The organism is Bacillus massiliigorillae, from assembly GCF_000380245.2.
Taxonomy (GTDB): Bacteria; Bacillota; Bacilli; order Bacillales; family DSM-1321; genus Bacillus_AD; species Bacillus_AD massiliigorillae.
The window spans coordinates 2,358,747-2,380,777 of the sequence record NZ_HG428741.1; the positions used below are offsets into that span (position 1 = coordinate 2,358,747).

Annotated in this window: 24 protein-coding genes, 2 pseudogenes and 2 other annotated features; of the genes and pseudogenes, 5 read left to right on the forward strand and 21 right to left on the reverse strand. The window is 32.0% G+C overall.

Annotation, left to right across the window (positions count from 1 at the left end):
• Positions 1–21: 21 nt before the first annotated feature.
• From TX86_RS10880 to TX86_RS26280, 4 genes and pseudogenes are all read right to left on the reverse strand, one after another.
• Positions 22–246: a hypothetical protein gene (locus TX86_RS10880; protein ID WP_042348766.1), complete on the reverse strand. Its 225-nt coding sequence runs from the start codon at positions 244–246 to the stop codon at positions 22–24.
• Positions 233–391 carry a hypothetical protein gene (locus TX86_RS26710; RefSeq protein ID WP_154663098.1) on the reverse strand — a complete coding sequence of 53 codons (159 nt, stop codon included), beginning with the start codon at positions 389–391 and terminating at the stop codon, positions 233–235. Before TX86_RS26710 ends, TX86_RS10880 begins: the two co-directional genes overlap by 14 nt.
• A 38-nt stretch (positions 392–429) precedes the next feature.
• On the reverse strand, positions 430–606 hold the full coding sequence (locus TX86_RS26715) for a hypothetical protein (protein WP_154663099.1): 177 nt from the start codon (positions 604–606) through the stop codon (positions 430–432).
• A 579-nt stretch (positions 607–1,185) separates the two neighbouring features.
• Positions 1,186–1,374: pseudogene (locus TX86_RS26280) on the reverse strand (YneF family protein); the annotation flags it as partial.
• Between the two features lie 1,529 nt (positions 1,375–2,903).
• Between TX86_RS26280 and TX86_RS10885 the strand changes: the two are divergent.
• Entirely contained in the window at positions 2,904–3,896 is a 993-nt protein-coding gene (locus tag TX86_RS10885; protein WP_042348768.1) for a DUF5050 domain-containing protein, read from the forward strand.
• Positions 3,897–4,430: 534 nt separating this feature from the next.
• On the opposite strand, the gene TX86_RS26720 is transcribed toward TX86_RS10885, so the two are convergent.
• On the reverse strand, positions 4,431–4,601 hold the full coding sequence (locus tag TX86_RS26720) for a hypothetical protein (RefSeq protein ID WP_154663100.1): 171 nt from the start codon (positions 4,599–4,601) through the stop codon (positions 4,431–4,433).
• Positions 4,602–4,976: 375 nt separating this feature from the next.
• On the opposite strand from TX86_RS26720, the pseudogene TX86_RS27845 reads away from it, so the two are divergent.
• Together TX86_RS27845 and TX86_RS10900 are read left to right on the forward strand one after the other, a co-directional pair.
• Positions 4,977–5,707: pseudogene (locus TX86_RS27845) on the forward strand (MCP four helix bundle domain-containing protein).
• Positions 5,704–5,931, forward strand: a complete 228-nt coding sequence (locus tag TX86_RS10900) for a hypothetical protein (protein ID WP_042348772.1) — start codon at positions 5,704–5,706, stop codon at positions 5,929–5,931. The pseudogene TX86_RS27845 and the gene TX86_RS10900 overlap by 4 nt, the downstream one beginning before the upstream one ends.
• Before the next feature lie 132 nt (positions 5,932–6,063).
• Here TX86_RS10900 and TX86_RS10905 read toward each other — a convergent pair whose 3' ends face one another.
• The 10 genes from TX86_RS10905 to yneA all read right to left on the reverse strand — a co-directional run bounded on the left by TX86_RS10905 (position 6,064) and on the right by yneA (position 14,655).
• Complete coding sequence (locus TX86_RS10905; protein WP_042348774.1) at positions 6,064–6,330, reverse strand: hypothetical protein; 267 nt, start codon at positions 6,328–6,330, stop codon at positions 6,064–6,066.
• Positions 6,331–6,440: 110 nt separating this feature from the next.
• Positions 6,441–6,980 carry an RNA 2'-phosphotransferase gene (locus TX86_RS10910; RefSeq protein ID WP_042348775.1) on the reverse strand — a complete coding sequence of 180 codons (540 nt, stop codon included), beginning with the start codon at positions 6,978–6,980 and terminating at the stop codon, positions 6,441–6,443.
• A gap of 31 nt (positions 6,981–7,011) precedes the next feature.
• Positions 7,012–7,308, reverse strand: coding sequence for a hypothetical protein (locus TX86_RS10915; protein WP_042348776.1), 297 nt, complete (start codon positions 7,306–7,308; stop codon positions 7,012–7,014).
• 262 nt (positions 7,309–7,570) lie between these two features.
• On the reverse strand, positions 7,571–8,284 hold the full coding sequence (locus TX86_RS10920; protein ID WP_042348777.1) for a metallophosphoesterase family protein: 714 nt from the start codon (positions 8,282–8,284) through the stop codon (positions 7,571–7,573).
• Between the two features lie 1,937 nt (positions 8,285–10,221).
• Positions 10,222–10,434, reverse strand: coding sequence for a YneF family protein (locus TX86_RS10930; protein WP_439096762.1), 213 nt, complete (start codon positions 10,432–10,434; stop codon positions 10,222–10,224).
• Positions 10,435–10,519: 85 nt separating this feature from the next.
• Positions 10,520–10,981: a sporulation inhibitor of replication protein SirA gene (gene sirA, locus TX86_RS10935; protein WP_042348778.1), complete on the reverse strand. Its 462-nt coding sequence runs from the start codon at positions 10,979–10,981 to the stop codon at positions 10,520–10,522.
• 175 nt (positions 10,982–11,156) lie between these two features.
• Positions 11,157–13,160, reverse strand: a complete 2,004-nt coding sequence (gene tkt, locus TX86_RS10940) for a transketolase (protein WP_042348779.1) — start codon at positions 13,158–13,160, stop codon at positions 11,157–11,159.
• Between the two features lie 171 nt (positions 13,161–13,331).
• Complete coding sequence (locus tag TX86_RS10945) at positions 13,332–13,568, reverse strand: DUF896 domain-containing protein (RefSeq protein WP_042348781.1); 237 nt, start codon at positions 13,566–13,568, stop codon at positions 13,332–13,334.
• 70 nt (positions 13,569–13,638) lie between these two features.
• Positions 13,639–14,301 (reverse strand): YneB family resolvase-like protein, encoded by a 663-nt coding sequence (locus TX86_RS10950; protein ID WP_042348783.1) that lies wholly within the window; start codon positions 14,299–14,301, stop codon positions 13,639–13,641.
• Positions 14,302–14,343: 42 nt separating this feature from the next.
• Positions 14,344–14,655: a cell division suppressor protein YneA gene (yneA, locus tag TX86_RS10955; RefSeq protein ID WP_042348784.1), complete on the reverse strand. Its 312-nt coding sequence runs from the start codon at positions 14,653–14,655 to the stop codon at positions 14,344–14,346.
• Positions 14,656–14,857: 202 nt separating this feature from the next.
• Between yneA and lexA the strand changes: the two genes are divergently transcribed.
• Positions 14,858–15,481 (forward strand): transcriptional repressor LexA, encoded by a 624-nt coding sequence (lexA, locus tag TX86_RS10960; RefSeq protein WP_042348786.1) that lies wholly within the window; start codon positions 14,858–14,860, stop codon positions 15,479–15,481.
• 118 nt (positions 15,482–15,599) lie between these two features.
• Here lexA and TX86_RS10965 read toward each other — a convergent pair whose 3' ends face one another.
• From TX86_RS10965 to TX86_RS10985, 5 genes are all read right to left on the reverse strand, one after another.
• A complete protein-coding gene (locus tag TX86_RS10965; RefSeq protein ID WP_042348787.1) occupies positions 15,600–16,067 on the reverse strand; it encodes a hypothetical protein in 468 nt (155 codons plus the stop codon).
• A 118-nt stretch (positions 16,068–16,185) separates the two neighbouring features.
• Positions 16,186–16,947: a M15 family metallopeptidase gene (locus TX86_RS25775; protein WP_052343641.1), complete on the reverse strand. Its 762-nt coding sequence runs from the start codon at positions 16,945–16,947 to the stop codon at positions 16,186–16,188.
• Between the two features lie 352 nt (positions 16,948–17,299).
• Entirely contained in the window at positions 17,300–19,222 is a 1,923-nt protein-coding gene (thrS, locus tag TX86_RS10975) for a threonine--tRNA ligase (protein WP_042348788.1), read from the reverse strand.
• Positions 19,223–19,275: 53 nt separating this feature from the next.
• Positions 19,276–19,500, reverse strand: a binding site (T-box leader).
• Between the two features lie 35 nt (positions 19,501–19,535).
• Positions 19,536–19,760: a binding site (T-box leader), on the reverse strand.
• Between the two features lie 52 nt (positions 19,761–19,812).
• Positions 19,813–20,049: a hypothetical protein gene (locus tag TX86_RS10980; protein WP_042348790.1), complete on the reverse strand. Its 237-nt coding sequence runs from the start codon at positions 20,047–20,049 to the stop codon at positions 19,813–19,815.
• 226 nt (positions 20,050–20,275) lie between these two features.
• Positions 20,276–20,539, reverse strand: coding sequence for a hypothetical protein (locus TX86_RS10985; RefSeq protein WP_042348791.1), 264 nt, complete (start codon positions 20,537–20,539; stop codon positions 20,276–20,278).
• A 197-nt stretch (positions 20,540–20,736) separates the two neighbouring features.
• Between TX86_RS10985 and TX86_RS10990 the strand changes: the two genes are divergently transcribed.
• Positions 20,737–21,378 carry an acetate uptake transporter gene (locus TX86_RS10990; protein WP_042348793.1) on the forward strand — a complete coding sequence of 214 codons (642 nt, stop codon included), beginning with the start codon at positions 20,737–20,739 and terminating at the stop codon, positions 21,376–21,378.
• A 361-nt stretch (positions 21,379–21,739) separates the two neighbouring features.
• On the opposite strand, the gene TX86_RS10995 is transcribed toward TX86_RS10990, so the two are convergent.
• Positions 21,740–21,925, reverse strand: coding sequence for a hypothetical protein (locus TX86_RS10995; protein WP_042348795.1), 186 nt, complete (start codon positions 21,923–21,925; stop codon positions 21,740–21,742).
• Positions 21,926–22,031 lie beyond the last annotated feature (106 nt).

Here is a 22,031-nt window from a genome sequence, read left to right on the forward strand (position 1 = left end):
AAGCCTGTTTATAATGCTCGTTCAGTTCTTCTCTAAGTTCATCTCCAGTTCAGGATGTGATCCTAACTCCTCAAGATGGAGCTTGATAAGCTCGTCTGCTTCGAATGCATCAAAGATAATATCTCTTAATTCAATAAATCTTCCGTTCTGTATATCCCCTAGTATTTGTTCTTTCGTAAGGCTTGCGAACCTACCGGCTAGAATTGAATTTATGTAAGCACTTAGAATGTCACTAAACACTTTCATTTTCTAGTCGATTTTCAATAGAGTGAGTAACGTGTTCCATATTTAAACGAACTACTTCTTTTGCAAATGCATCAAATTTAGCTACTCTTTCTGCATCCTCTTCTATTAATTTGAAGTTTAATCTAATTATATTATCGTTAGTCATTATTAATGACCTCCTATTAAAGGTAAGTATCAAAAACTTCAAAGGATATCTAACATTGGAACCGTAGCTTGGATACGTGCTTCAATCTCTTCATCTGTAGTTTTATACGCTTGGATTTCTTCATCAATTTGGATTTGATATTTTATAAAAACTTCATCTTCACTATTGCTTTCAAGAAACTCACAATATGCATCTGCCATTTCAACAGTTTGCATGATAAAGCATTCTTTAAGTATATGTTCCAAAAAATGTTGATTAGATTGCCTACTCTTTACTACTTATACTGATTATGTCATCACACATCAATGCTCCATTCATTTTAATATCCTTCTAAAAGATAAAATGAGAATGGGCATATCCCAAAAAATTAATGTATATTTATACAAAGTGTATGAACGCCCTTGAAATCATAAAAAAGTAAAAGACCCTGCAAAATTGCAAAGTCCTTCATATGAGCTATGATAATTTACGCCTATGTTTTCTTCTCTTTTCTTTTCTTTTCTTTTAGATACAGTAGAACTTAGTTCAATTCCTAGCTCTTATTTTTCAACCACTTATTAGTAAAATTTCTAGACTGACAATAGTAGTCATCATCCGCTATCGCATCTTCCAATAACACAAAAAAGACCACCCTTCTCAATGAATTTTTCATCGAGAAAGATGGTCTGTGAAATACTAAACCAAAAGCGTTTTATGAAGCTAAAATATAAGAAACGAAAGTTAAGCCAGAGCAACTCTGACCTCTTTCAGTTATAATGTCGACACCGTTCAAACCCTTGATATAAAGCGATTTATTATTTCGTTTGCTTGTTCATAGCTTGCATCATTTGATTGATTTTCTTTTGTGATGGTTTCATTCCCATTTGCGCCACCATCATGCGTAACATTTGCTCGTTAATTGGTGGGTTCTTTTTCAAATAGTTCATCATGTAACGACGTACAATGAAAAACCCGATTGCAATACCTGCTAGTAAGGCAACTAAAAATTATCTGCAAGTTTATTAAAATCTTTTTTCAAATACATTCCTCCTTCGTGTTTTCACAATTTGAATTTTACTTCATAAACCACCAATAACCTTACTTTACCATATTTTTATTATATTATTCGTTACTGTCAGAGATACAAAAAACTAAATACTTTAAAATGGCTAAATGCTAATCAATTTAATATTAATTAATAACCTAGAAGAACATACATTTCGTTTTATAAGCTATTGCTGTAGCTGGCGTTGTATGAAAAGGCTTTGAAGGTTAGCCTATTTCTCATCTATTTTTTTGATATATGCTCTTGTACAACTTTGGTTAAATGGTTACTTAAATTACTATTATCTTCTTTCGCTAACTGTTGTAGATTTTCAGTGATTTTACTTTTGCAGCATTTACAGTATTGGGTGGCTTAATACATTGAAAGCACACCACTCGTCATGATAAGACTTGCACCAAGAGTAATTGTATCAGTTTGATCTATAACCCTGCGTAAAGAAGCTAAAATAGGATTTATTTATTATCATCCTAAATACAATCGCTCTAAATCGATTCTAACGGCTTTGCAAACCTGTTTGAGCTACTATATTCTTATTATCTAGCATCCCCATCATTACTTAAAGAAATTAATAAGTATATATAAATAACAAAATCCCTATGAATATCATTTTCAATAATCTGTGGATGTGGATGTGGAAGTGTAAGTGCACGTGCTCAAATGGCATGTTTCTTCATAACACAGGTTGTAAAATAGGCCCCCTAGCCGCTTCATTTATGAATTAAAACCTTCACTAAAGCAATATACTAAAGGCGTATTAATTAAATTAACTTCAGTTGAAATATTGTTGTGAATTTCCAAGGCCATAAGAAAGTCCATAAGATTTCCTATCTCAATGTGTAAACATTACTTCAATAAATCACCTGATGAATGATGCTTCACAAACGGCTTATTAAATATATATCTTCCTGTAATTCATAATCCGATTAATTGAATAGCTCTCAATTAAAATAAACAAATTGCATATTTGTGCTTCCAGTAAATCATATCAGCTACCCCTAAACGAAATCCCTCTGGATCAAACTAGACAAAAAGCTCTACATCCTCATTTCCTTCAATCACTTCAGCTGCACTTACTAGCATTACTCACGCAACATCATAAAACAAAATAGCCGATTTCCTCCTTTCAACTAAATCTAATCCTATACAAACAGAAATACTCCTTAGCTGATTTCTACAATACAACTACTAGAATGATATTTATGATTACAAAAAATGAAAATACAAAAAGGACAGATATAAACTGCCTAACGCTCATAACTGTCCCCCTATTCTTTTTAAGAATTGCTTATAAAGTCTGTCAATGCTATCTCTAATATATCTAACTAAAAGTATGAAAATTTTCAAATTGAAATATAATAATTTAATTTAAAAAAGAGGAAATATTGTATTTTAAAGTAAATTAATGGTGAAATTTTATCATGAACCTGGTAAACTCTAATGGATATTGTTTACAAAGGGGTGTATTGTTTGAAAAAGTTATTATTAAGTATAATAGCATTAGGTTTGATGCTTGCTTTCGCTTCTCCAAGTTTTGCGAGTGCTCAATGGATACAAGGGAGCTCTCAAGGTAATTTAGCAAACTACGGATACATAACAGAGGATAAAGACTGGTATTATTTCTATGATGGTGGAATTTCGAAAATTAAGAAAGATGGTACTGGCAGAGTAAAAATTATTGATGCATCTAAATCTGGAGTCATAGCGCCTGTAGAACTTACATTAGTAGGAAATTATATTTATTATTCAGATTTAATGTTCGGTTCACCTGGTTCAAAATCAGGAATTTTCCGTTTGAATTTGGTGAACAAATCGATTGACCAAATTGCAAACATGGATGCTCGATATTATAAAATAGTAAATAATAAAATATACTATTTAGCATATAGTGATATGAATTGGTCTAATAAAAGTATCTATGTTTCTGATCTAAATGGAAAGAATAAGAAGAAATTAACAGGTACAGTTTCAAGCTTTACTACTGAAGGAAGCTATTTATATTATCAAACTTATAATGGGTTATATCGAGCAACATTAGATAATAAAAGTAAGGTAAAACTTACTTCAAGCCAAGCAGAAAAACCTATAATCTCAGATAAAACAATCTATTATATTAATAAAAGTGATAAGAATAAACTTTATAAAATGAACTTGAATGGGACAAATAATTCACGATTAACACAAAGTTCTGTAGCAACTTATAATTTTTATAATGGAAAAATTATATATTCAAATACAGTGAATTATCCGAATACATCACCGTTATATGTTATGAATACAAATGGGAAGAATATATCTGCATTAACAACAAAAACTTTTGATAATCTATTTGTTTTGGGAGATAAAATTATATATGCTAATCAGAACATTGCTCTAAATGGATGGGCTGACTACAGACTAGGTAGTGTTAAAAATGGAAAATTAAGTAGTCCAAGTGTTCTTTTTAGAGTATACTATCCATAAAATCATTAGCAGCCATTGATTTGGTTGCTTTTTTATTTTCTATTTCGCTTTTTCCTAGTCCTAAACATATAATCATCTCTAACAAGTTTATGAGTTTATCAATAGGCTTGGATTTAATAACATTCATGACAAATTGGTACTCATCAACAGGTCCAATTCTGTTTAACTTGTTAAATACTTTCTTACCACTACCGAGATTTGCATATTCAAAAATAATAAGTTTCTCGATTGTGTCAGGATAATAGGATTCTACTAATTTCATGAAGTTTTATTGATGTTTAATTTCTTCCTTTGCTTTATCAACTGTTAAGAATATAGATAGGCACATTAATCACTCCTTTTAAGGTATATTGTACCATCTAAAGGGATGTAGTATAAATAGAATTACAGTAAAAAGACCTCTATAAAAGAGGTCTAAGAACTTTGTAGAAGTGATCCATTTTCATTAAACACAACAAGAAAATTGAATATTAAATAAATACAAAATATTACAAACAAATATACATAAATATGAATTTTAATATATTTGACCAATTATTTTCTTTTATCAGCTTCTCCTTTTTTCTGTTTATTCTGTTTATCCATGTAAGCAATAGCTACAAATGCAATGATTGCTAAAGTTATAGCAACTAAGTATTCTCCTTGAAATAACATAAATATAAATACTATTCCTACAAATACAATAGCAGATATTTGCATCATCATTTCTGGTCTTCTCCTCTCATAGATGCTTAAAAATATCTTCTTTATTCTTTACCCTAAAATTATAAAGAGTAAATATATTATTGAAAAATAGGAGATAAAATGTGCATTTACATCATAGTCAATTCAAGTACCTATTTCTCACTGTAGGAGGGGGGGGGGGGTGCTTCTCCTGATTTTTAACAGCATTCTGAAGTCTTTTCCATATAAGTGAAGTTTATAAGCTCTTGAAACATAAATATAGAGGTTTACAAAAGTATTTATTTACCATCTTTATTAGCTGCAGAGCCTAAACTCTGATATCATCGTCATTCAAATTCATATAATTCTTTTTCTGTTCTAAACTTATGCATAACTTTTCCTATTCCATTTACTTTTATGAAAAATTTATCAATCAAATTAAAGCTATACCTATCATTTGGAGTAATTCTAATATTTTTAGCAGTTAGTGGCGGCTCTTCAATAATCACCCTTAATAAAGTTAATCAAAATGCAACTGACGTGACATTAAATTATGTACCAAGGCTTGATATGGCACACCCCCTTAATACTTTGTCATCCGATATTAGAATTCAAGAGTACAAACATATAGCATCCACAACACCAGATGCAAAGCAACAAATAGAAAAAGAAATAAAAAAATGATTAATGAATTTGAAGAAATTGAACAAGAGAACGTTAAACTTCTGTCTGAAAATAGAAAAAAAGTTTGGGATGAAATTCTAGATGGTTGGAATCAGTATCTAACGATTAATCAATCAATATTGGAATTAAGCAATCAAAATAAAAACGAAGAAGCTTTGAATCTACTAATGGGTGAGTCAAAAACACTTTATGACAAACTCCCAGAACAATTGTCAGAAAGTGTTAATTATTCAAAAGAAGTAACTAATAAAGCTAAGGACGATGTTAACCGTATTTTTGCACAATCCATTAAAATTTTTCCACTTATGGTTACTTTACTACTTAAATCACCTGCTGCGATTTTTCGAGTTACATTTATTAGTTTTCGAGTGGAATTATTAATATATCTAGATAATAAAATGGTGATAACAATGGTCATTAATAAAATAAAATTACTACAGATGCTTGTGCAAACAACGAAATGATAGACCACCTAAAACAATTAATTTTTAATATTCAAGATACTTCTGAACAAGTAGCAGCAGCATCACAAGAATTAACAGCAAGTGCAGAACAATCCGCACAAGCTACTGGTGATATAGCTAATTCAATTAATGAGATTGCAGATTTATCGGTTAAACAAGTCGAAGAAGTAAACAATACAACAGCAGTAGTTCAACAAATTTCAGCTAGTTTAAAACAAGTCTAGTATATTATCTAGACTTGTTTATTTTATTCAACATAATTGTGAATTTTAATAAGCCAAATTATCTTCCTTATATAATGAAATTAAGATTTTATTATTAGTTATTCAAAAAAGAAGGATGTTCAATCCTTCTAATTAACACATTTCCTTCACTTCGTGTGGATACTTAAAAGATTTTGTAAACTCTAATAAACATTCTTGACATATATCAAAAGTCCACTTTTCGCAGTCGTATTTACTACCGTATCCAAACTCACATTCAATTGTTTGAAAACCCTCTGCTTTGATTTGTCTTTCAAACTCATCTCCATTAAGAACCGTAGTCTTACCACATTTATTACACGTAATAGATTCTAATAGTTCTACTTCCTGTTTGACTATTACTGATTTATGTATTTTCATGTTATCCCTCCATGATATGTACTAATACATTACTCATAAAATTAAATCACATAATGCTATAACTTTCTATTAATCAGAATAGCCTTTTCTATATTTTCTGAGTTTAGTTTTTATAGATTTATATATTCACTTGGTACAAACTCAACTAACCAAACATGGTTTTCAGACAAGTAAAACTCAAAACCATTTCCATACATTTTTTGCGAATCTATTTTTAAGACAATTGGTTCACCGTGTCTCGCCCCTACCTTGGTTGCTGTAGAAGTATTGTCCGAAAGATGTACATACAATCTATTCATCTTCTTTATCCCATTGTCAATAATGCTATCTAAATTCTTTTTAGCAGTTCCATGAAATAAATATCTAGGTGGTGTTACTTTTTTCAATTCTACGTTCACATTAATTGAGTGACCTTGATTAGCTCTAATTAAGGTCATTGATTCATCAAAGATAAATCTCCCCTTTTTATCGTCCTTTACGATATTTTTAAGGATATTTAAGTCTATATATCTACCACTATCATTAATACCCTCAATCAATTCACACACATTTGCATATCCAAATTCATCTAGTGTAATACCGATAGCTTCTGGTTTATGTCTTAGAATTAAACTAATAAATTTGCTTAATCTTTCATTGTTGCTAGTCATGTTATAAATCTCCTTTAATGAAATTGAGTTTCTATTCTACAACCTCCCAGACTCTCCTAGTTACAAAGTATCCATTAAAGTGCTTAACTTCTTCCACCCATCTTATTTCACCATTTTTCTCCCATTTGGCTAGATCCTCTTCAGTATAATCAGGCTCTGTTTCATCAAAACTTCCTTCCTCTATAATCCCTTTCTTATACATCAATATCGTTAATTCACTATCAAAATAATCAGCTAAATACCAAGGCATTTTATGAGCATATTCATAAATAGCCTTCTTCACATTATGTTTTTCGGATCCAATTTTCAATGCTTCATAGAAACTCATTGTACTATCTAACCAAACATAATTACCCCAATACGTACGATTATCTTCTGGATTAATTTTAAATATTCGGTCTAGCTCTTACTTGAACGTGAGTAGAAATTCATCCGTTAATAACCATTTCTTCTTATTTGGTAATCTATATTTACACATTTTTCTCCTCCTAATTGCATTTGTAACTTATTAATACCCCACTATATAAATAACAAAGCTTCAAATGGATGAGATTCACTCAAATGTTTGATATAGTTCTAGCTTCGTTGAATCATCCTTTCACACTATAATGCTCTAATATCACACCTTTCTCATTAATCACAATTGCATTTAGTTGTCCACCAAATACACAACCGCCATCAATACCTATATAACTACCATCTCTACTTACCCAAATATCATTATTATTAGTATCCTCACGTAGCATCCGAGTAGGAGTATGTCCAAATACAATCGTTAACCCAGTTTCATTTTTGTGACGTATCATTTCTCTATCCCACATAAAGTCATTTTCTGAACTGTTTCTCCAATCAGAAAACAAAGGATTAATGCCAGCATGTACAAAAAGGACATCTCCAAATTCATAATACAAAGGTAACTTTTTAATATAAGCTACTTCTCGACTTGCTTTTTGTTGTACTACTCTTGAAATATCTATAATGTCTCTTTTCATAATCGATGAGTCATCTACAAAGCTTATGATCGTCTCACCACCTCCAACCATGTCATACATCCTGCCACACTCAATTGGATCATCAAGAAAATTCAGAAACATATCTTCATGATTTCCTTTCAATACGGTTATCTTGTCCCCATATGTTTCTATAAGATTCATCATTTGCTGCACAACCTTCAGTGATTTATCACCCCTATCAATCAAATCACCGAGAATAACAAGTTCCATTTCTTTATCCCAATGCTCTAAAAGTATCATTAACTGATCATAACAGCCGTGAATATCACTTATCACAAATGCTTTCTTCATTATTTACACCCACCATTATAAATTGCACTCAAAATATTTTTTATTACTATAACATTAAGAGTTAATTCATTCATGTATTGTAGCTCTACTAATTCAATATGATAAAAAATGAACCACTTTTTACTATTCCAATAATTCAAATCTTATTCGTCCAAATGGAATTCATTCTTATCATAGCAAACGTACATTTTAGAGTTATTCTTTCACCAATCACGTTTGCATGATTCAAAATATTGTAACTAAATCATTAATAATACAAATAAAGAGCGGCTTGTGCCGCTCATATAAATGCAATAATACTATTTCCGCTTACATATATCATTCAAACTCTATTATTTTCATACCCTTTAATATTCTTAAAGAGAGTTTCCTTCTTTATTCCAATTTCATTATGAAAGAAACAGCGATACGTTCACTAGCTCCCAACTCCATATAAACCATTCCATCCAACAGGTAATTACAGCCAACGACCTAGAAGCTACAACTTATTATGAATAACTCCACTTATATATTTTGTTAGCAATCAAATAATTGTTTTACACCCTTCACTATAAGAATAGGTTTTATATTATTCGAATTTCATCATTCATAACGACTCACCTTATGACATAATCTCCACACAACTATATAAAGATAAATAAAAACGACACCCCTTATTATGAGAAGTGGGAACTAAAAATGGTGGGATATATATAAAGATGTATAGGTGGACGTAAGATGTATCTAAAAAGAAAAGCAGTGTATAATTACACCGGTTTGTTTGCTGGTTTATTTTTCGTTTTTCTATATTTTTTACAGAAAAATTCAAGCAAGAAAAATTCAACCCAAAAGTCGATTATAGCTTTATTTTTCTCATGTATCATTTTTTCTTTTTTTATTCATTAAAGGACTAGCAGAAATAACTTTATCCTGTTGATGAGATTCAGTCATCGAGTTTATAACGCTGGTTAATAGAAATATCAGAATGACCAAGTAACCTAGCTAATGAGTGTAAATCAACACCATTCAACAAACATCGGACAGCATAGAAAGGGAAAAATTTACCAATAACATTTGCTCGTTTACCAACTTCTTTAATGACATTTTCCAGCGCAACACGAGAAAGTCTCTTACACTGATACGAAAAAAAAAGTAACATCTTTAACCGTCTGATCCTTAAAATACTCTTTTATTATTCGATCATATTTAATCATAATTTGCTTTAATGCTGGACTTAATGAATACATAACTCTCTTAATTACCCTCTCTTAATTACCTTTACCATTAACAAGGATCATAGTCTCCCTAATGTTACTGGCTTTTAATGTTCTAATTTCAATAGCTCGTAAACCACAATCAGCAAGCATAGCGACAATATATTTATTTCTAGCTTCTATATAAGATTTGTATGAAAAAGCATCAATCACTTTAGTAATTTCATCATAATCAAGTCCTTTAACACCACTTTCGGTAACTTTGGCATATCGAATTTTGATATAATTTTTTTATATACTCCTCCCTATGACACCAATTTAAAAATGCAGCAACCATCTTCCACATACTAACAACACTTTGAGGTTTCAAACCAAATTGTTGCTTGAAACGCACATAAGCCTTTAGATCATGAGCCGTAACATTCTCATGTTCTGTGACATTTTCTTTTCTTTTCTTTTAAATATAGTAGAACTTGTTTCAATTCCTGTCTCTTATTTTCCAACGCCACTTCAGTAAAATTTCTAGACTGACAATAGTAATAATCCTCTATCATATCTTCCACTAACACGAAAAAGACCACCCTTCTCAATGGATTTTTCATCGAGAAAGATGATCTGTGAAATACTAAACCAAAAGCGTTTTATGGAGCTAAAATATAAGAAACGAAAGTTAAGCCAGAGCAACTCTGACCTCTTTCAGTTATAATGTCGACACCGTTCAAACCCTTGATATAAAGCGATTTATTATTTCGTTTGCTTGTTCATAGCTTGCATCATTTGATTGATTTTCTTTTGTGATGGTTTCATTCCCATTTGCGCCATCATCATGCGTAACATTTGCTCGTTAATTGGTGGGTTCTTTTTCAAATAGTTCATCATGTAACGACGTGCAATGAAAAACCCGATTGCAATACCTGCTAGTAAGGCAACAAGACCAACTAGAGTGTAAATCCACATAAGTATTTCCTCCTTCAAGTTGTCTACTAATTAGTGTACTAGACCACATGTTATTATACAATATTCATTTTACAATTTGTATTGTTTAAATGAAATTTCTCTGTTTAATTGGTTTTAACCAGCCATAACGTTCATGTTCAAGGTCAATTGCAAGAAAACAATTCTCGCATTTGCGTAAACATTCAAAGAAAATCGTCTCTGCATCATAGCTTCCTTCCGATGAGATTTGCAATACTCTATTATGAATTTCTAATTGAGCTGAACTCTTCATCTTTAGGTTTTTCCCTTTTGTGAGCACATAATACAAACCGTTCATATTATATATGCTCTTATTATAATACAATTGCTCTTCAAATGTTTGTTTGAGTTCCTTAACTGGAATATTTTTTGTGATATAGTCTATCTGCTTTCCTAGAATGCGGGCATACTCTCCTCTAGAGTGTGCATAATCATTAAATAAATCAAAAAACATCCGCTCTCTGCTTATATAATAATCCACTATTTGTTCATCTATTAAATAGATTTGATAATTTCTTTTCTCTATCATCTCTATCATTCCCTTTTAGACCAAGTATATAAAGGAAATGATAAAGAAATTGCTGATTTCTGTAAAAAAAACCCACTAGTTTTGTCGAGCCTAAATTTGGGTATGCCTTATTAAAAATCCTTGTCTTTTTAAGACAAGGATTTTTAATTTCAAATAATTCATCAAAACAAATTACTTATTTTTGTAGTAACGCTTTTACTTTAGAAACAACATTTTCAGTTGTAAATCCGTATTTCGCCATTACAACTTCTCCTGGTGCAGAAGCGCCCCATTGATCGATACAAAGAACATCGCCTTCGTTACCAACATATTTATGCCAACCGAACGATGCAGCCATTTCGATACCAAGTCGTTTTGTAACAGATGGAGGTAATACCGAATCTTTATATTCTTGAGATTGTTTTTCAAAACGATCCCAAGCTGGCATACTTACAACTGAAACATTAATACCTTCATTCGCTAGAGCCTTTTGAGCTGATATAGCTAATGAAACTTCAGAACCAGTTGCCAATAATAAAGCATCAGCTTCTTCTTTTCCAGAAGGAGAAACTGTGTATGCACCTTTAGATACACCCTCATATGCCTCTTGTGCTGATTGAGCTAAAGTAGGTAAGTTTTGTCTAGTTAAAACAAGTACTGTTGGTGTATCATTTGATTCGATTGCAAGCTTCCATGCTGCAGCTGTTTCATTACCATCCGCTGGACGAATAACAGATAAACCGTGCATCGCGCGTAATGAAGGTAGTTGTTCAATTGGTTCATGTGTAGGGCCATCTTCACCAACTGCAATACTATCATGCGTAAATACATATGTTACAGGTACTTGCATTAAGGCTGATAGACGAATCGCTGGACGTAAGTAATCAGAGAATACGAAGAATGTACCTCCGTAAACTTTTAATCCGCCATGCAATGCCATACCATTTAAAGCAGCACCCATTGCAAATTCACGAACTCCAAACCAAATGTTGCGACCTTGAAATTGCCCTGGTAAGAAGTCTTCTGTACCTTTAATCATCGTTTTATTTGAACCAGCTAAATCTGCTGATCCACCAAAGAATGATGGAAGATTTTTCGCAATAGCATTTAATACTTCACCACTTGAAGCACGAGAAGCTAAGCTACTTCCTTCTTCGTATACAGGGATTGCAGAATCCCATCCTTCAGGTAATACGTTATTAATAGCATCCAGTAATTCTTGTGCTAGTTCAGGATATTGTTCCTTGTACGCATCAAATTTCTTATCCCATTCAGCTTCTTTATCTTGACCTGCTTCAACAACTGCAGATTCAAAATGAGCATACACTTCGTTTGGAACATGGAAATCTTCTTCAAAAGTCCATTTGTATGCTTCTTTTGTTAATTTCAATTCATCAGCACCTAGAGGCATACCATGCGCATCCGATTTGCCTGCACGATTTGGTGAACCGTAACCAATAACAGTTTTCACTTCAACCATTGTTGGTCTCTCTGTATCTTGCTTAGCCATTTCAATTGCTTTAGATAGCTCTTCAATATCATTTCCATCATTAACTTTAATATATTGCCATCCGTATGCTTTATATCTTTCTTCAATACTTTCACTAAACGCTTGGTTTAAATCACCATCTAATGAGATATCGTTTGAATCATATAAAACAACAAGACGTCCTAGTTTTAAATGTCCTGCTAGTGAAGAAGCCTCGGCAGAAACACCTTCCATTAAGTCGCCATCACCACAAATTGTATATGTAAAATGATCAACAACATTATATTCATCTCTATTATAAGTAGCTGCTAAATGACGTTCAGCCATTGCCATACCTACAGCCATTGAAATCCCTTGTCCTAATGGCCCTGTTGTAGCTTCTACACCTACAGTATGTTTATACTCTGGATGACCTGGTGTTTTACTACCCCATTGACGGAAATCTTTCAAATCTTCAATTGTTAAACCATAACCTGATAAATGTAATAGACTATATAAAAGCATAGACCCGTGTCCTGCTGATAATACAAAACGGTCTCTATTAAACCAATCTGGATTTTTAGGATTGTGATTCATGTATTTTGTCCATAACGTATATGCCATTGGCGCAGCTCCCATTGGCATACCAGGATGACCTGAGTTTGCCTTTTCAATTGCATCAATTGACAATGTTCGTATGGAGTTAATGGACAGTTCATCTACTTTTTTCAAAATGTGATACTCCCTTTCATAAGTTCGTTTGTTCTTATTTATATTATCTATCTTATAAAAGAAAGACAATATAAAAAAGAACTAATAATTAAAATGTTATATTTTTTCTGAAAAAATGTCTAAATTTCACAAAAAAAGGATGCTATTATTTAGCATCCTTTATTATTTGTCTTAATGTAATCTTTTATTATTCTCTTTGATTTTTTTTACTCGATCAGGAGTTACATCATTTCCTTCAGGATCGATGATTGTCATATTTTCAATCGTATTAGCCATAGACTTTCTAAAAGTTCGTAAATACTCACCTCTTAGTTGTGTTTGTTCTTTTGCTTCTGCAGGAGTTAACCCCTCTGACTTTGATTTATTAGCAAGCTCATTAATACGAGCTATTTTTTCTTTTGACAACATTAGAAACGCTCCTTCTTACTTTTCATCTTAATATTGTCATGTTATAAGAAAATAACCAATGTAGCAAGCATTAGTTCTCTTCTTCTTTCGATAACGTTTCAATATACTCCAAGTATCTTCTATTAACAGTAGCTTTTGAAACATTATATCCAAACCCTCTTAATGTAGCCGCTATATCAGCAAAAGTTAAATCATTTTCTCGAAGACGAATAATCTCTTCGATTGGTACCTTTTTCTTTTCGGGTCCTTTAGATTGATCTCTATTTTTTATATTTTTTTCAGGACGATAACCATTATCAATAGCTTTCTTCATCCCTCTGCTAATCTTCATATTATGTAATTTCCGTTGATACTCTTCTACAATGCCAACAATTTGTAATACCATTGAATCAGCATCTGATAGCTCCATTTCTCCTTTATGCGTATAAGTGAATAATTGTACGCCTTCTTTCATCAAGAAATGTAATAACGCTATTTTGGCATTACCTCTACCAAGCCTTGTTTCATCTTGGATTAAAACAACGTCTATACTTTGCTCTTTAATACATTCTAGCAATTCAAACACACCATCACGATTCAATTCAAAGCCGCTTTCTTTCTCTTTAATCACTTTAACTACATCAAGTCGCAAATCGTCAGCTAAAGCCAACAATTCTTGTTCTTGTCTTTGTAAGGAGCTTTCTTGAGCTTCCTTATCAGTACTTACTCTACAATAAATAACCGCTCGTTTCATTAAATATTACTACCTCTCACATTACGAATAAGCCTCTACATTCTAGTTATTGCTCATTGTTAAATACTTTTCTTTACCTTCTTTAACCGGAACAAGTATAACATCACCAATTTTTAGAGAATCTCCATTTATATTATTTAACTTCTCTAAATGAGAGACCAACTGTGTAGTATTTATATTATCATAATTGTATTTCTTGGCAATTCCCCAAAGAGAATCCCCTTGAACAACGGTAACCTCAACATAATTTTCTGAATCATCAACACTATATTTAAATAAACATACTATAGAAAACATTACAATAAGTCCTAAAAACAGTAAGGAATAACTATTCTTCACAACAAAATTTCTCATTACATTCGTCTCCTTCTACTATGCGAATATTTGTTCGTTTTTTTGATACTTGAATTATAATACGAACATTTGTTTCTAGTCAAGAGCGTATGTTCTGTTTTTTTATTTTTCAAATGAAATAAAAACATTCAAACATATGTTTGTCTACCCAAAAATTGCATGTTATAATTTATGTAATAATAGAAAGAGATGGGGTGTATCAATGAATAAGATATCAAAACGGCAACAAGATATTCTTGACTTTATAAAGCAAGAAGTAAAAACAAAAGGTTATCCCCCGTCCGTTAGGGAGATTGGAGAAGCAGTTGGTTTAGCTTCAAGTTCAACTGTACACGGACATTTAGCTCGTCTCGAAGCAAAAGGTTTAATAAGAAGAGATCCTACGAAACCACGCGCGATTGAAATACTAGAATTAGAGGAAGAATCATTTATTCCAAAAAGAAAAGTAGTAAATGTTCCATTGCTAGGTAAAGTAACAGCTGGTCAGCCTATTACAGCGATTGAAAATGTTGAAGAATACTTTCCTCTTCCAGAACATTTAGCTAGTTACGACCAACAAGTATTTATGCTTGAAATCGTAGGCGATAGTATGATTGAAGCTGGGATTTTTAACGGGGATTATGTCATTGTTCGCCAGCAACAAAATGCACAAAATGGTGATATAGTTGTGGCAATGACAGAAGATAACGAAGCGACTGTGAAACGTTTCTTCAAAGAAAATAATTATTTCCGTTTACAACCTGAAAACTCTTCTCTTCAACCAATTATTCTTGAAAGTGTATCAATTCTAGGAAAAGTAATTGGTTTGTATAGAGAAATTCATTAATAATGCTCCTAATAAAAAGGCAGAACTATTTACTTGCAGTCGCTTGCAAAGTAAATAGTTCTGCCTTTTACATAATTACATAAATTGATGCTTTACTCGGTAAGAGTCGATAATTCTTTTACTTTAATTCATTACTAGAGAACTTTATTATCTTTTTCTCTATTAGAATTTTAATTATTCTACTGAATAGAAGTTCTCCACACCAGAAGCCTATTGCACTTGCTAAACCTAATTGTAAGACAAGCATTGCACTCGTCCCTTGTATATTCAATAACTTAACTATTAAAGCTATTAAAACTACTAGTACAATATAAACACCTAATTTAATAGCAACTTGGTGTTTAGAAGCCTTATTTGCAAAAAAATCGGCTAAAAAGGAGATAGGAATTCCTACAAAGATAACCGCAGGACTAACATAGATGATTGCAACCATTGCCATGAGAAACATGTTACCCAAACCAGTAGCAAACATAGCTCCGAAGCCTTCAGCAATACCTACTAATACTAAGTAAACAATCCCTGTCATGAAAAAAGCTATAATCATACTAAATATTTTTTCGGATGATATTTTAATAAATTTGGCCATTTCTAACTCCTATTTGCATGATAAATAGTGAAAACATAATAATTATATCACAATATTTTAGATTTTATAGAACTTGTCCCTTTCCAACTTTCATGGTAAATAGCTTCCATGGTCTACATTATTTACTCTCTTTCGGGCCTATGATTAATCCTCTTTCTAAAGCTACATATAATATTCCAATCGCATCGTCTAAAGAAAGTTCTCTATTCAATAACTTTTCTCTATGAATTGAACTAATTGCCTTCTCACCATGTACGCTTTTTTCTTCAAATCGTTTTAGCACTTTTGAAGTAGCATTGAAGAATTCTTCATTTGATGGATTAAAATTCACTAATTTTTTATTTACTATCTTATTAGGATCTTTTTTCTCCTCTTGAATGACTGTTGGTGTAAAGTTTATCGCTAAACTGGGACGCTTACCATTTTGTAAATCTTCTTTTTTCAATCCTCCCATCATTTCAAGATGAGGATAGTCTTTAAATGAACTCCAATCTCCTCCCCAAGTAAAACCAAGTGTTTTGGCTATTGCCGCTACTCTCTTATATTTATCATTTACGGTATAATATACTTCAGTAGCATCTGCATTTGCTAAAACATAATCAATTGCTAGACCAAAATTGTGATTAGAACTTCCTGGTTTTGCATTTGACACGATTAGACTTTTAGGATCGCCATATTCCGTTCCTTTGTATATATATGAATTACGCCCCTTTCCGTACAACTTTGCTTGTTCTTCGTAACTTCTATAGCCATCTGTTATGAGCACATATATACCTTCTTTATATGCTCTTTTCACCAATTCAATAGCAGTATCTTTTACCACTGGATGTACTAATCCCATACGATTTATAGATTTATTTATCAAGATTTGTACCGTCATTCATACACACCTACCTTCGTTGTAATTTACAATATTAGTTATGCTAATATATGAACTCTATCTACTTTTCGATTAGACTATTTACTAATTCGATACATGGAGATACAAAACAGTTAAAGCATCTATATTCTAAAAAAGGTATCCTAATAAAACTATTTATTCGTATGCATGAGAAAGTCATTTTCTTAATATATAAAGTGATATTTTTGTTTCATTTCTACCAATATTGCTAAATAAAACTAGTCCCACCCTTAAAGGTTATTTCATATAACTTAAAAACTTTAAATACATGTAAAGGCATCCAAACAGATAATAAATTCCTATTTGGATAACCTCTCTATAGTTGATTATTTTAACGAATGCTACGATGATTTATAAGTCGAACTACTTTATCTTGAAAAGCAATTATTGAATCACTGGATGATTCTTTCTCTCCGTATTTTCTAACATTAACAGTACCTTGTTTCATTTCATGGTCCCCAAGAACAAGCATGAATGGTATTTTTTGCATCTGTGCCTCTCTTATTTTATATCCTAACTTTTCATTTTGGTCATCAATCTTCACCCTAATTCCTACTTTTTTTAGTTCATTTCGAACAGTTATACAATATGCCAAATGAACGTTAGATACAGGAATAATTTGAACTTGAACTGGTGCAATCCAAATAGGGAAAGCTCCTGCAAAATGTTCAATAAGTATTCCAAGGAAACGATCAATTGAGCCATAAATTGCTCTATGAATCACCACAGGACGAATTCTTTCATTATTTTCATTGATATAGGATAAATCGAATTTAATTGGCATTTGAAAATCAAGTTGAATTGTTGCACATTGATGACTTCTACCCAGTGCATCCTTAATATGAAAGTCTATCTTTGGTCCATAAAAGGCCCCATCACCTTCATTTAATGAGTATGCTATGCCTAAATTCTTCAATACATTTTCCAATGCAGTTTCAGAGGCTTCCCAAAGTTGATCATCACCTAAAGAATCCTCTGGTCGAGTAGAAAGCTCCACAGTATATTCAAAACCAAAAGTACGATATACTTCATCAATCAAATGAAACACTTGCTGAATTTCACTCTCAATTTGATCTTCTCGAACAAATATATGAGCATCATCTTGACAAAATGTACGAACACGCAACAAACCATTTAATGCACCACTATATTCATGACGATGGACCTGACCAAACTCAGCGAAACGAACTGGCAAATCTCTATATGAATATAAATTGTTTTTAAAAATAAGCATGTGACCAGGACAATTCATAGGTTTCATTGCAAACTTCATAGAATCCACTTCTGAAAAATACATATTCTCATGATAATGATCCCAGTGTCCCGAATTTTCCCAAAGTCTTTGATTCATCATAAACGGAGTTCGAACCTCTTCATAATATGCTTTATTTTGCAGCTCACGAGAGAAGCTTTCTAATTCATTCCGTATGATTTGTCCTTTCGGTAAGTAAAATGGCATGCCAGGTGCTTCCTCTGAAAACATAAATAATTCTAGTTTCTTCCCAAGCTTACGGTGATCCCGTTTAGCTGCTTCCTCCAGGAAATGCAAATAATCATTTAAGTCTTTTTTCTTTTCAAACGCTACTCCATATACTCGTTGAAGTACTTCATTCTCACTATTCCCTCGCCAATATGCACCTGCGACACGAGTTAATTTGAAAGCTTTTAAATAAGATGTAGACGGTAAATGAGGTCCTCGACAAAGGTCGATAAATTCACCTTGTTGATAGAGTAAAATCCTTTCACCTTTAGGTATACTTTGCAATATTTCTAACTTATATTGATCACCTTTACGTTCAAAAAACTGTTCTGCTTCTTTAAATGAAACGTCAATTCTCTTGAATATCAAATCTTCATTTATGATGTTCTCCATTTCTTTTTCGATAACGACTAAATCGTCATTAGACAAGTTTTTTTCTAACTTAAAATCATAATAAAATCCATTATCTATCACTGGTCCTATCCCAAATTTCACATGACCAAAGATTCTTTCAACTGCCTGCGCCATAATATGAGCTGCAGAATGTCGCAAAACTTGCTGACCTTCTTCAGAATCCAGCGTATAAATTGATAAGTCAGCATCCTGTTCTACTCTGAAGTTTAAATCCACAAGCTGTTGATTTACTTTTGCTACCACAGCTTTCTTTCTCAAACTTGATGAAATCGATTCAGCTACTTCACATACTGTAATTCCCTTCTCATATTGCTTTACATTCCCATCAGGAAAAATAATTGTAATCACATTTTCATTCATAATTCAAACACTCCTTATAGTTTTAAATATAAAAAAACACACTCATCCCTCATACAAGGGACGAGTGCGTTTACTCGTGGTTCCACCCAATTTCCCCATAAGTAGACTTGTAACTTATGGCTTTGGTGCTGTAACGTAGCATGCACGGTATTGGATACTTGTTTTCCCCAATACAGCTCATAAGGTGGTAAATTATTTTCCTAAGCTAGGAAGTCTCAGCATTTCTTCCCTCTCTGTAAACCGTAAAGAATAATTCTTGTCCTCATCATCGCTTTTATTTTTTTATTAAACAAAAAACACACTCATCCCTCATACAAGGGACGAGTGTGTTTGCTCGTGGTTCCACCCAATTTCCCATAAGAAAACCTGCAACTTATGGCTTTGGTGCTGTAACGTAGCATATTCGGTATTGGATACTTATTTTCTCCAATACAGCTCAAAAGGTGGTAAGATACTCCTCTGCGTTAGGAAGTTTTCAGCAATCCTTCCCTCTCTGTAAACCGTAAAAAGTAACTCAAGTCCTTATCATTGCTTTTATTATAATCATGTAAAAATTTAATTAATTGGTATTCTATAACAAATGAAAAAAATTAGCAATACTGTTTTTTATTTTTTGACGAATCACTATTCTTAACAGTATCAAATAATTTTTTAATACATATCTCTTTAGCAACTTCTTGATCTTGATTACGCCCTACAGCCAGTTCATATTTTCCTGCAAAATTAGCCCTAGCTATAAAATCACCTACTGCCGTTTGATCAATTTCGACTTCTATTCTTTGATTATTAATAAACAGTCGTCGTTTATTGCTGCTTTTAAACAACATTATGCATTACTCTCCTTTCCTACTGTTAATATTCTCCAAATTATTACAAATACCTTTTAAAAAGATATGAAAAGTGAAAACAACTGATTATTATTACGTCAACTAATAGAATTGTTACTCTATAACCATTAGGGAGTTTTCTTCCAAAACAAACGACACTAATTAACAACTTATATATATTCACATAGCACGAATAAGCAAAATAAAAACACTCAGTTTCGAGTGTTTATTTTAAACAATATGATTCAACATAATCGATTCCTTGTGGAGTTGGTTTATACTCCCAATATCCACTATATGAATTATTAGTAATATATCCCTTACCTTCTAGATAGCTACAAGCTAGTTTTAGTTCATTGTTTTTCAAAAATTCACTTTCAGTTACTTTAAATGAGGCGCTGTTATTATCATAATGATGTTTATAAATTTTCAACAGCAACTCATTTCTTAGTTGTTGCCTTTTTAGTATATCATTTTGATCAATTACCAATATAAACACCTCCATATATACAATATACTTCGATGAAAAGAAGATATTCCCCTTTCCACTCGTGATTTTTATAAATATATATTTTCAAAAACAGTAAATATTTTTGCAAAAATGGAAAATAGTTAACAAATGTTCACATTCTTACTCTCATTTATTTGTTATGATGGACTACGTGATTATTTTTAGGAGGTTTCATCATGTCAGACACAAAGAATATTAAGATTGTAACTGCTGATCCATCTGCTATCGGCTTATTTGGCCTCGCTATGGTTACATTAGTTGCGTCTACTCAAAAGCTTGGGTTAACAGATGGTGTTGCATTTGTATTACCTTGGGCAATTTTCTTAGGAGCCATCGCACAGCTTTTTGCATGTGTGCAAGATTCAAAACATAATAATGTATTCGGTGCTACAGCATTCGGAGCTTACGGATTATTCTGGCTAGGTGTTGCTATGAGCTGGTTAATCGACTTAGGTGTATTTTGGGAAAAACTAGCTGCAGCAGTTGATTCAAGACAACTAGGCGTTGCATTTATTGGTTATTTAATTTTCACTCTAATTATGACAATTGGATCTATGGAAACAAACAAAGTATTATTTTTCATTTTCGTTCTTATTGATTTCTTATTTATCGGTTTATCACTTAGTACTTTAGGTATCATGTCACATGAAATGCATATGCTTGCTGCTGTTTCTGAGTTATTAATCGCTTTATTATCTTTCTATGGTGTTGCTGCTAACGTATTAAATCAACATTTTGGTTATACGTTTATACCTGTAGGTAAACCATTTGGTATCTTCAAGAAACATCCAACTGCATCAAGTAAAAAGGCTGCATAACTTTTTTTAACGTCAGATTAATTCTGACGTTTTTTTTACTCTAATAAAGAGTGCCTCCTAAGTAATAATACCCTCTTGTAAAGATATTTATAATTTCTAATGTTGTAACTTTTGATTTCTATGAGAGATTAGATGTGAAATTTAAAGACTTCATTACTTTAGACGTATCTTTTGATGTTCTAAAAATCGAGGAAAAGTATAATATATTCATTGAAAGCAAAAGAGAGCCAATCGAAGTACATTGGGTGATTACTCCTTCATCAGAACATTTATACTGAGAATTTCCATTAACTTGATTCTATCAATCACCTATACATTATCGCTTCTAATCTTTTCAATAAGTACCCTCAAAGACCATTCACTATTCAGATTGGTCTTTCGCTTTCTTTCTCTCTATGTAGCCTAGTGTATAATAGTAGACTATCCAAAATACAATGATAATAGCAAAACTATAATGTTTTTTCGTTTGCGGTAACAAGAATATACTGATAATAGCAATCAACGCAAAGGATGGCATTAATATCCAATATAATTTTCTTTTTGTCATATATATCCTCCTTTGTCTTATCCTACAATAACAATTTTACTTCGGATTGTAAAATTAGATAATAGTGATTGAGATGCCCTTAAGGCTTGTGCAATTACAAATTCTA

Coding starts and splice junctions, on each gene's coding strand:
- TX86_RS10880 (WP_042348766.1), bottom strand. CDS start 246: ATGAAAGTGTTTAGTGACATTCTAAGTGCTTACATAAATTCAATTCTA.
- TX86_RS26710 (WP_154663098.1), bottom strand. CDS start 391: ATGACTAACGATAATATAATTAGATTAAACTTCAAATTAATAGAAGAG.
- TX86_RS26715 (WP_154663099.1), bottom strand. CDS start 606: ATGCAAACTGTTGAAATGGCAGATGCATATTGTGAGTTTCTTGAAAGC.
- TX86_RS26720 (WP_154663100.1), bottom strand. CDS start 4,601: ATGATGATGCAAATATCTGCTATTGTATTTGTAGGAATAGTATTTATA.
- TX86_RS10900 (WP_042348772.1), top strand. CDS start 5,704: ATGATAGACCACCTAAAACAATTAATTTTTAATATTCAAGATACTTCT.
- TX86_RS10905 (WP_042348774.1), bottom strand. CDS start 6,330: ATGAAAATACATAAATCAGTAATAGTCAAACAGGAAGTAGAACTATTA.
- TX86_RS10910 (WP_042348775.1), bottom strand. CDS start 6,980: ATGACTAGCAACAATGAAAGATTAAGCAAATTTATTAGTTTAATTCTA.
- TX86_RS10915 (WP_042348776.1), bottom strand. CDS start 7,308: ATGAGTTTCTATGAAGCATTGAAAATTGGATCCGAAAAACATAATGTG.
- TX86_RS10920 (WP_042348777.1), bottom strand. CDS start 8,284: ATGAAGAAAGCATTTGTGATAAGTGATATTCACGGCTGTTATGATCAG.
- TX86_RS10930 (WP_439096762.1), bottom strand. CDS start 10,434: ATGTGGATTTACACTCTAGTTGGTCTTGTTGCCTTACTAGCAGGTATT.
- sirA (WP_042348778.1), bottom strand. CDS start 10,981: ATGATAGAGAAAAGAAATTATCAAATCTATTTAATAGATGAACAAATA.
- TX86_RS10945 (WP_042348781.1), bottom strand. CDS start 13,568: ATGTTGTCAAAAGAAAAAATAGCTCGTATTAATGAGCTTGCTAATAAA.
- TX86_RS10950 (WP_042348783.1), bottom strand. CDS start 14,301: ATGAAACGAGCGGTTATTTATTGTAGAGTAAGTACTGATAAGGAAGCT.
- yneA (WP_042348784.1), bottom strand. CDS start 14,655: ATGAGAAATTTTGTTGTGAAGAATAGTTATTCCTTACTGTTTTTAGGA.
- lexA (WP_042348786.1), top strand. CDS start 14,858: ATGAATAAGATATCAAAACGGCAACAAGATATTCTTGACTTTATAAAG.
- TX86_RS10965 (WP_042348787.1), bottom strand. CDS start 16,067: ATGGCCAAATTTATTAAAATATCATCCGAAAAAATATTTAGTATGATT.
- TX86_RS25775 (WP_052343641.1), bottom strand. CDS start 16,947: ATGACGGTACAAATCTTGATAAATAAATCTATAAATCGTATGGGATTA.
- thrS (WP_042348788.1), bottom strand. CDS start 19,222: ATGAATGAAAATGTGATTACAATTATTTTTCCTGATGGGAATGTAAAG.
- TX86_RS10980 (WP_042348790.1), bottom strand. CDS start 20,049: ATGTTGTTTAAAAGCAGCAATAAACGACGACTGTTTATTAATAATCAA.
- TX86_RS10990 (WP_042348793.1), top strand. CDS start 20,737: ATGTCAGACACAAAGAATATTAAGATTGTAACTGCTGATCCATCTGCT.
- TX86_RS10995 (WP_042348795.1), bottom strand. CDS start 21,925: ATGACAAAAAGAAAATTATATTGGATATTAATGCCATCCTTTGCGTTG.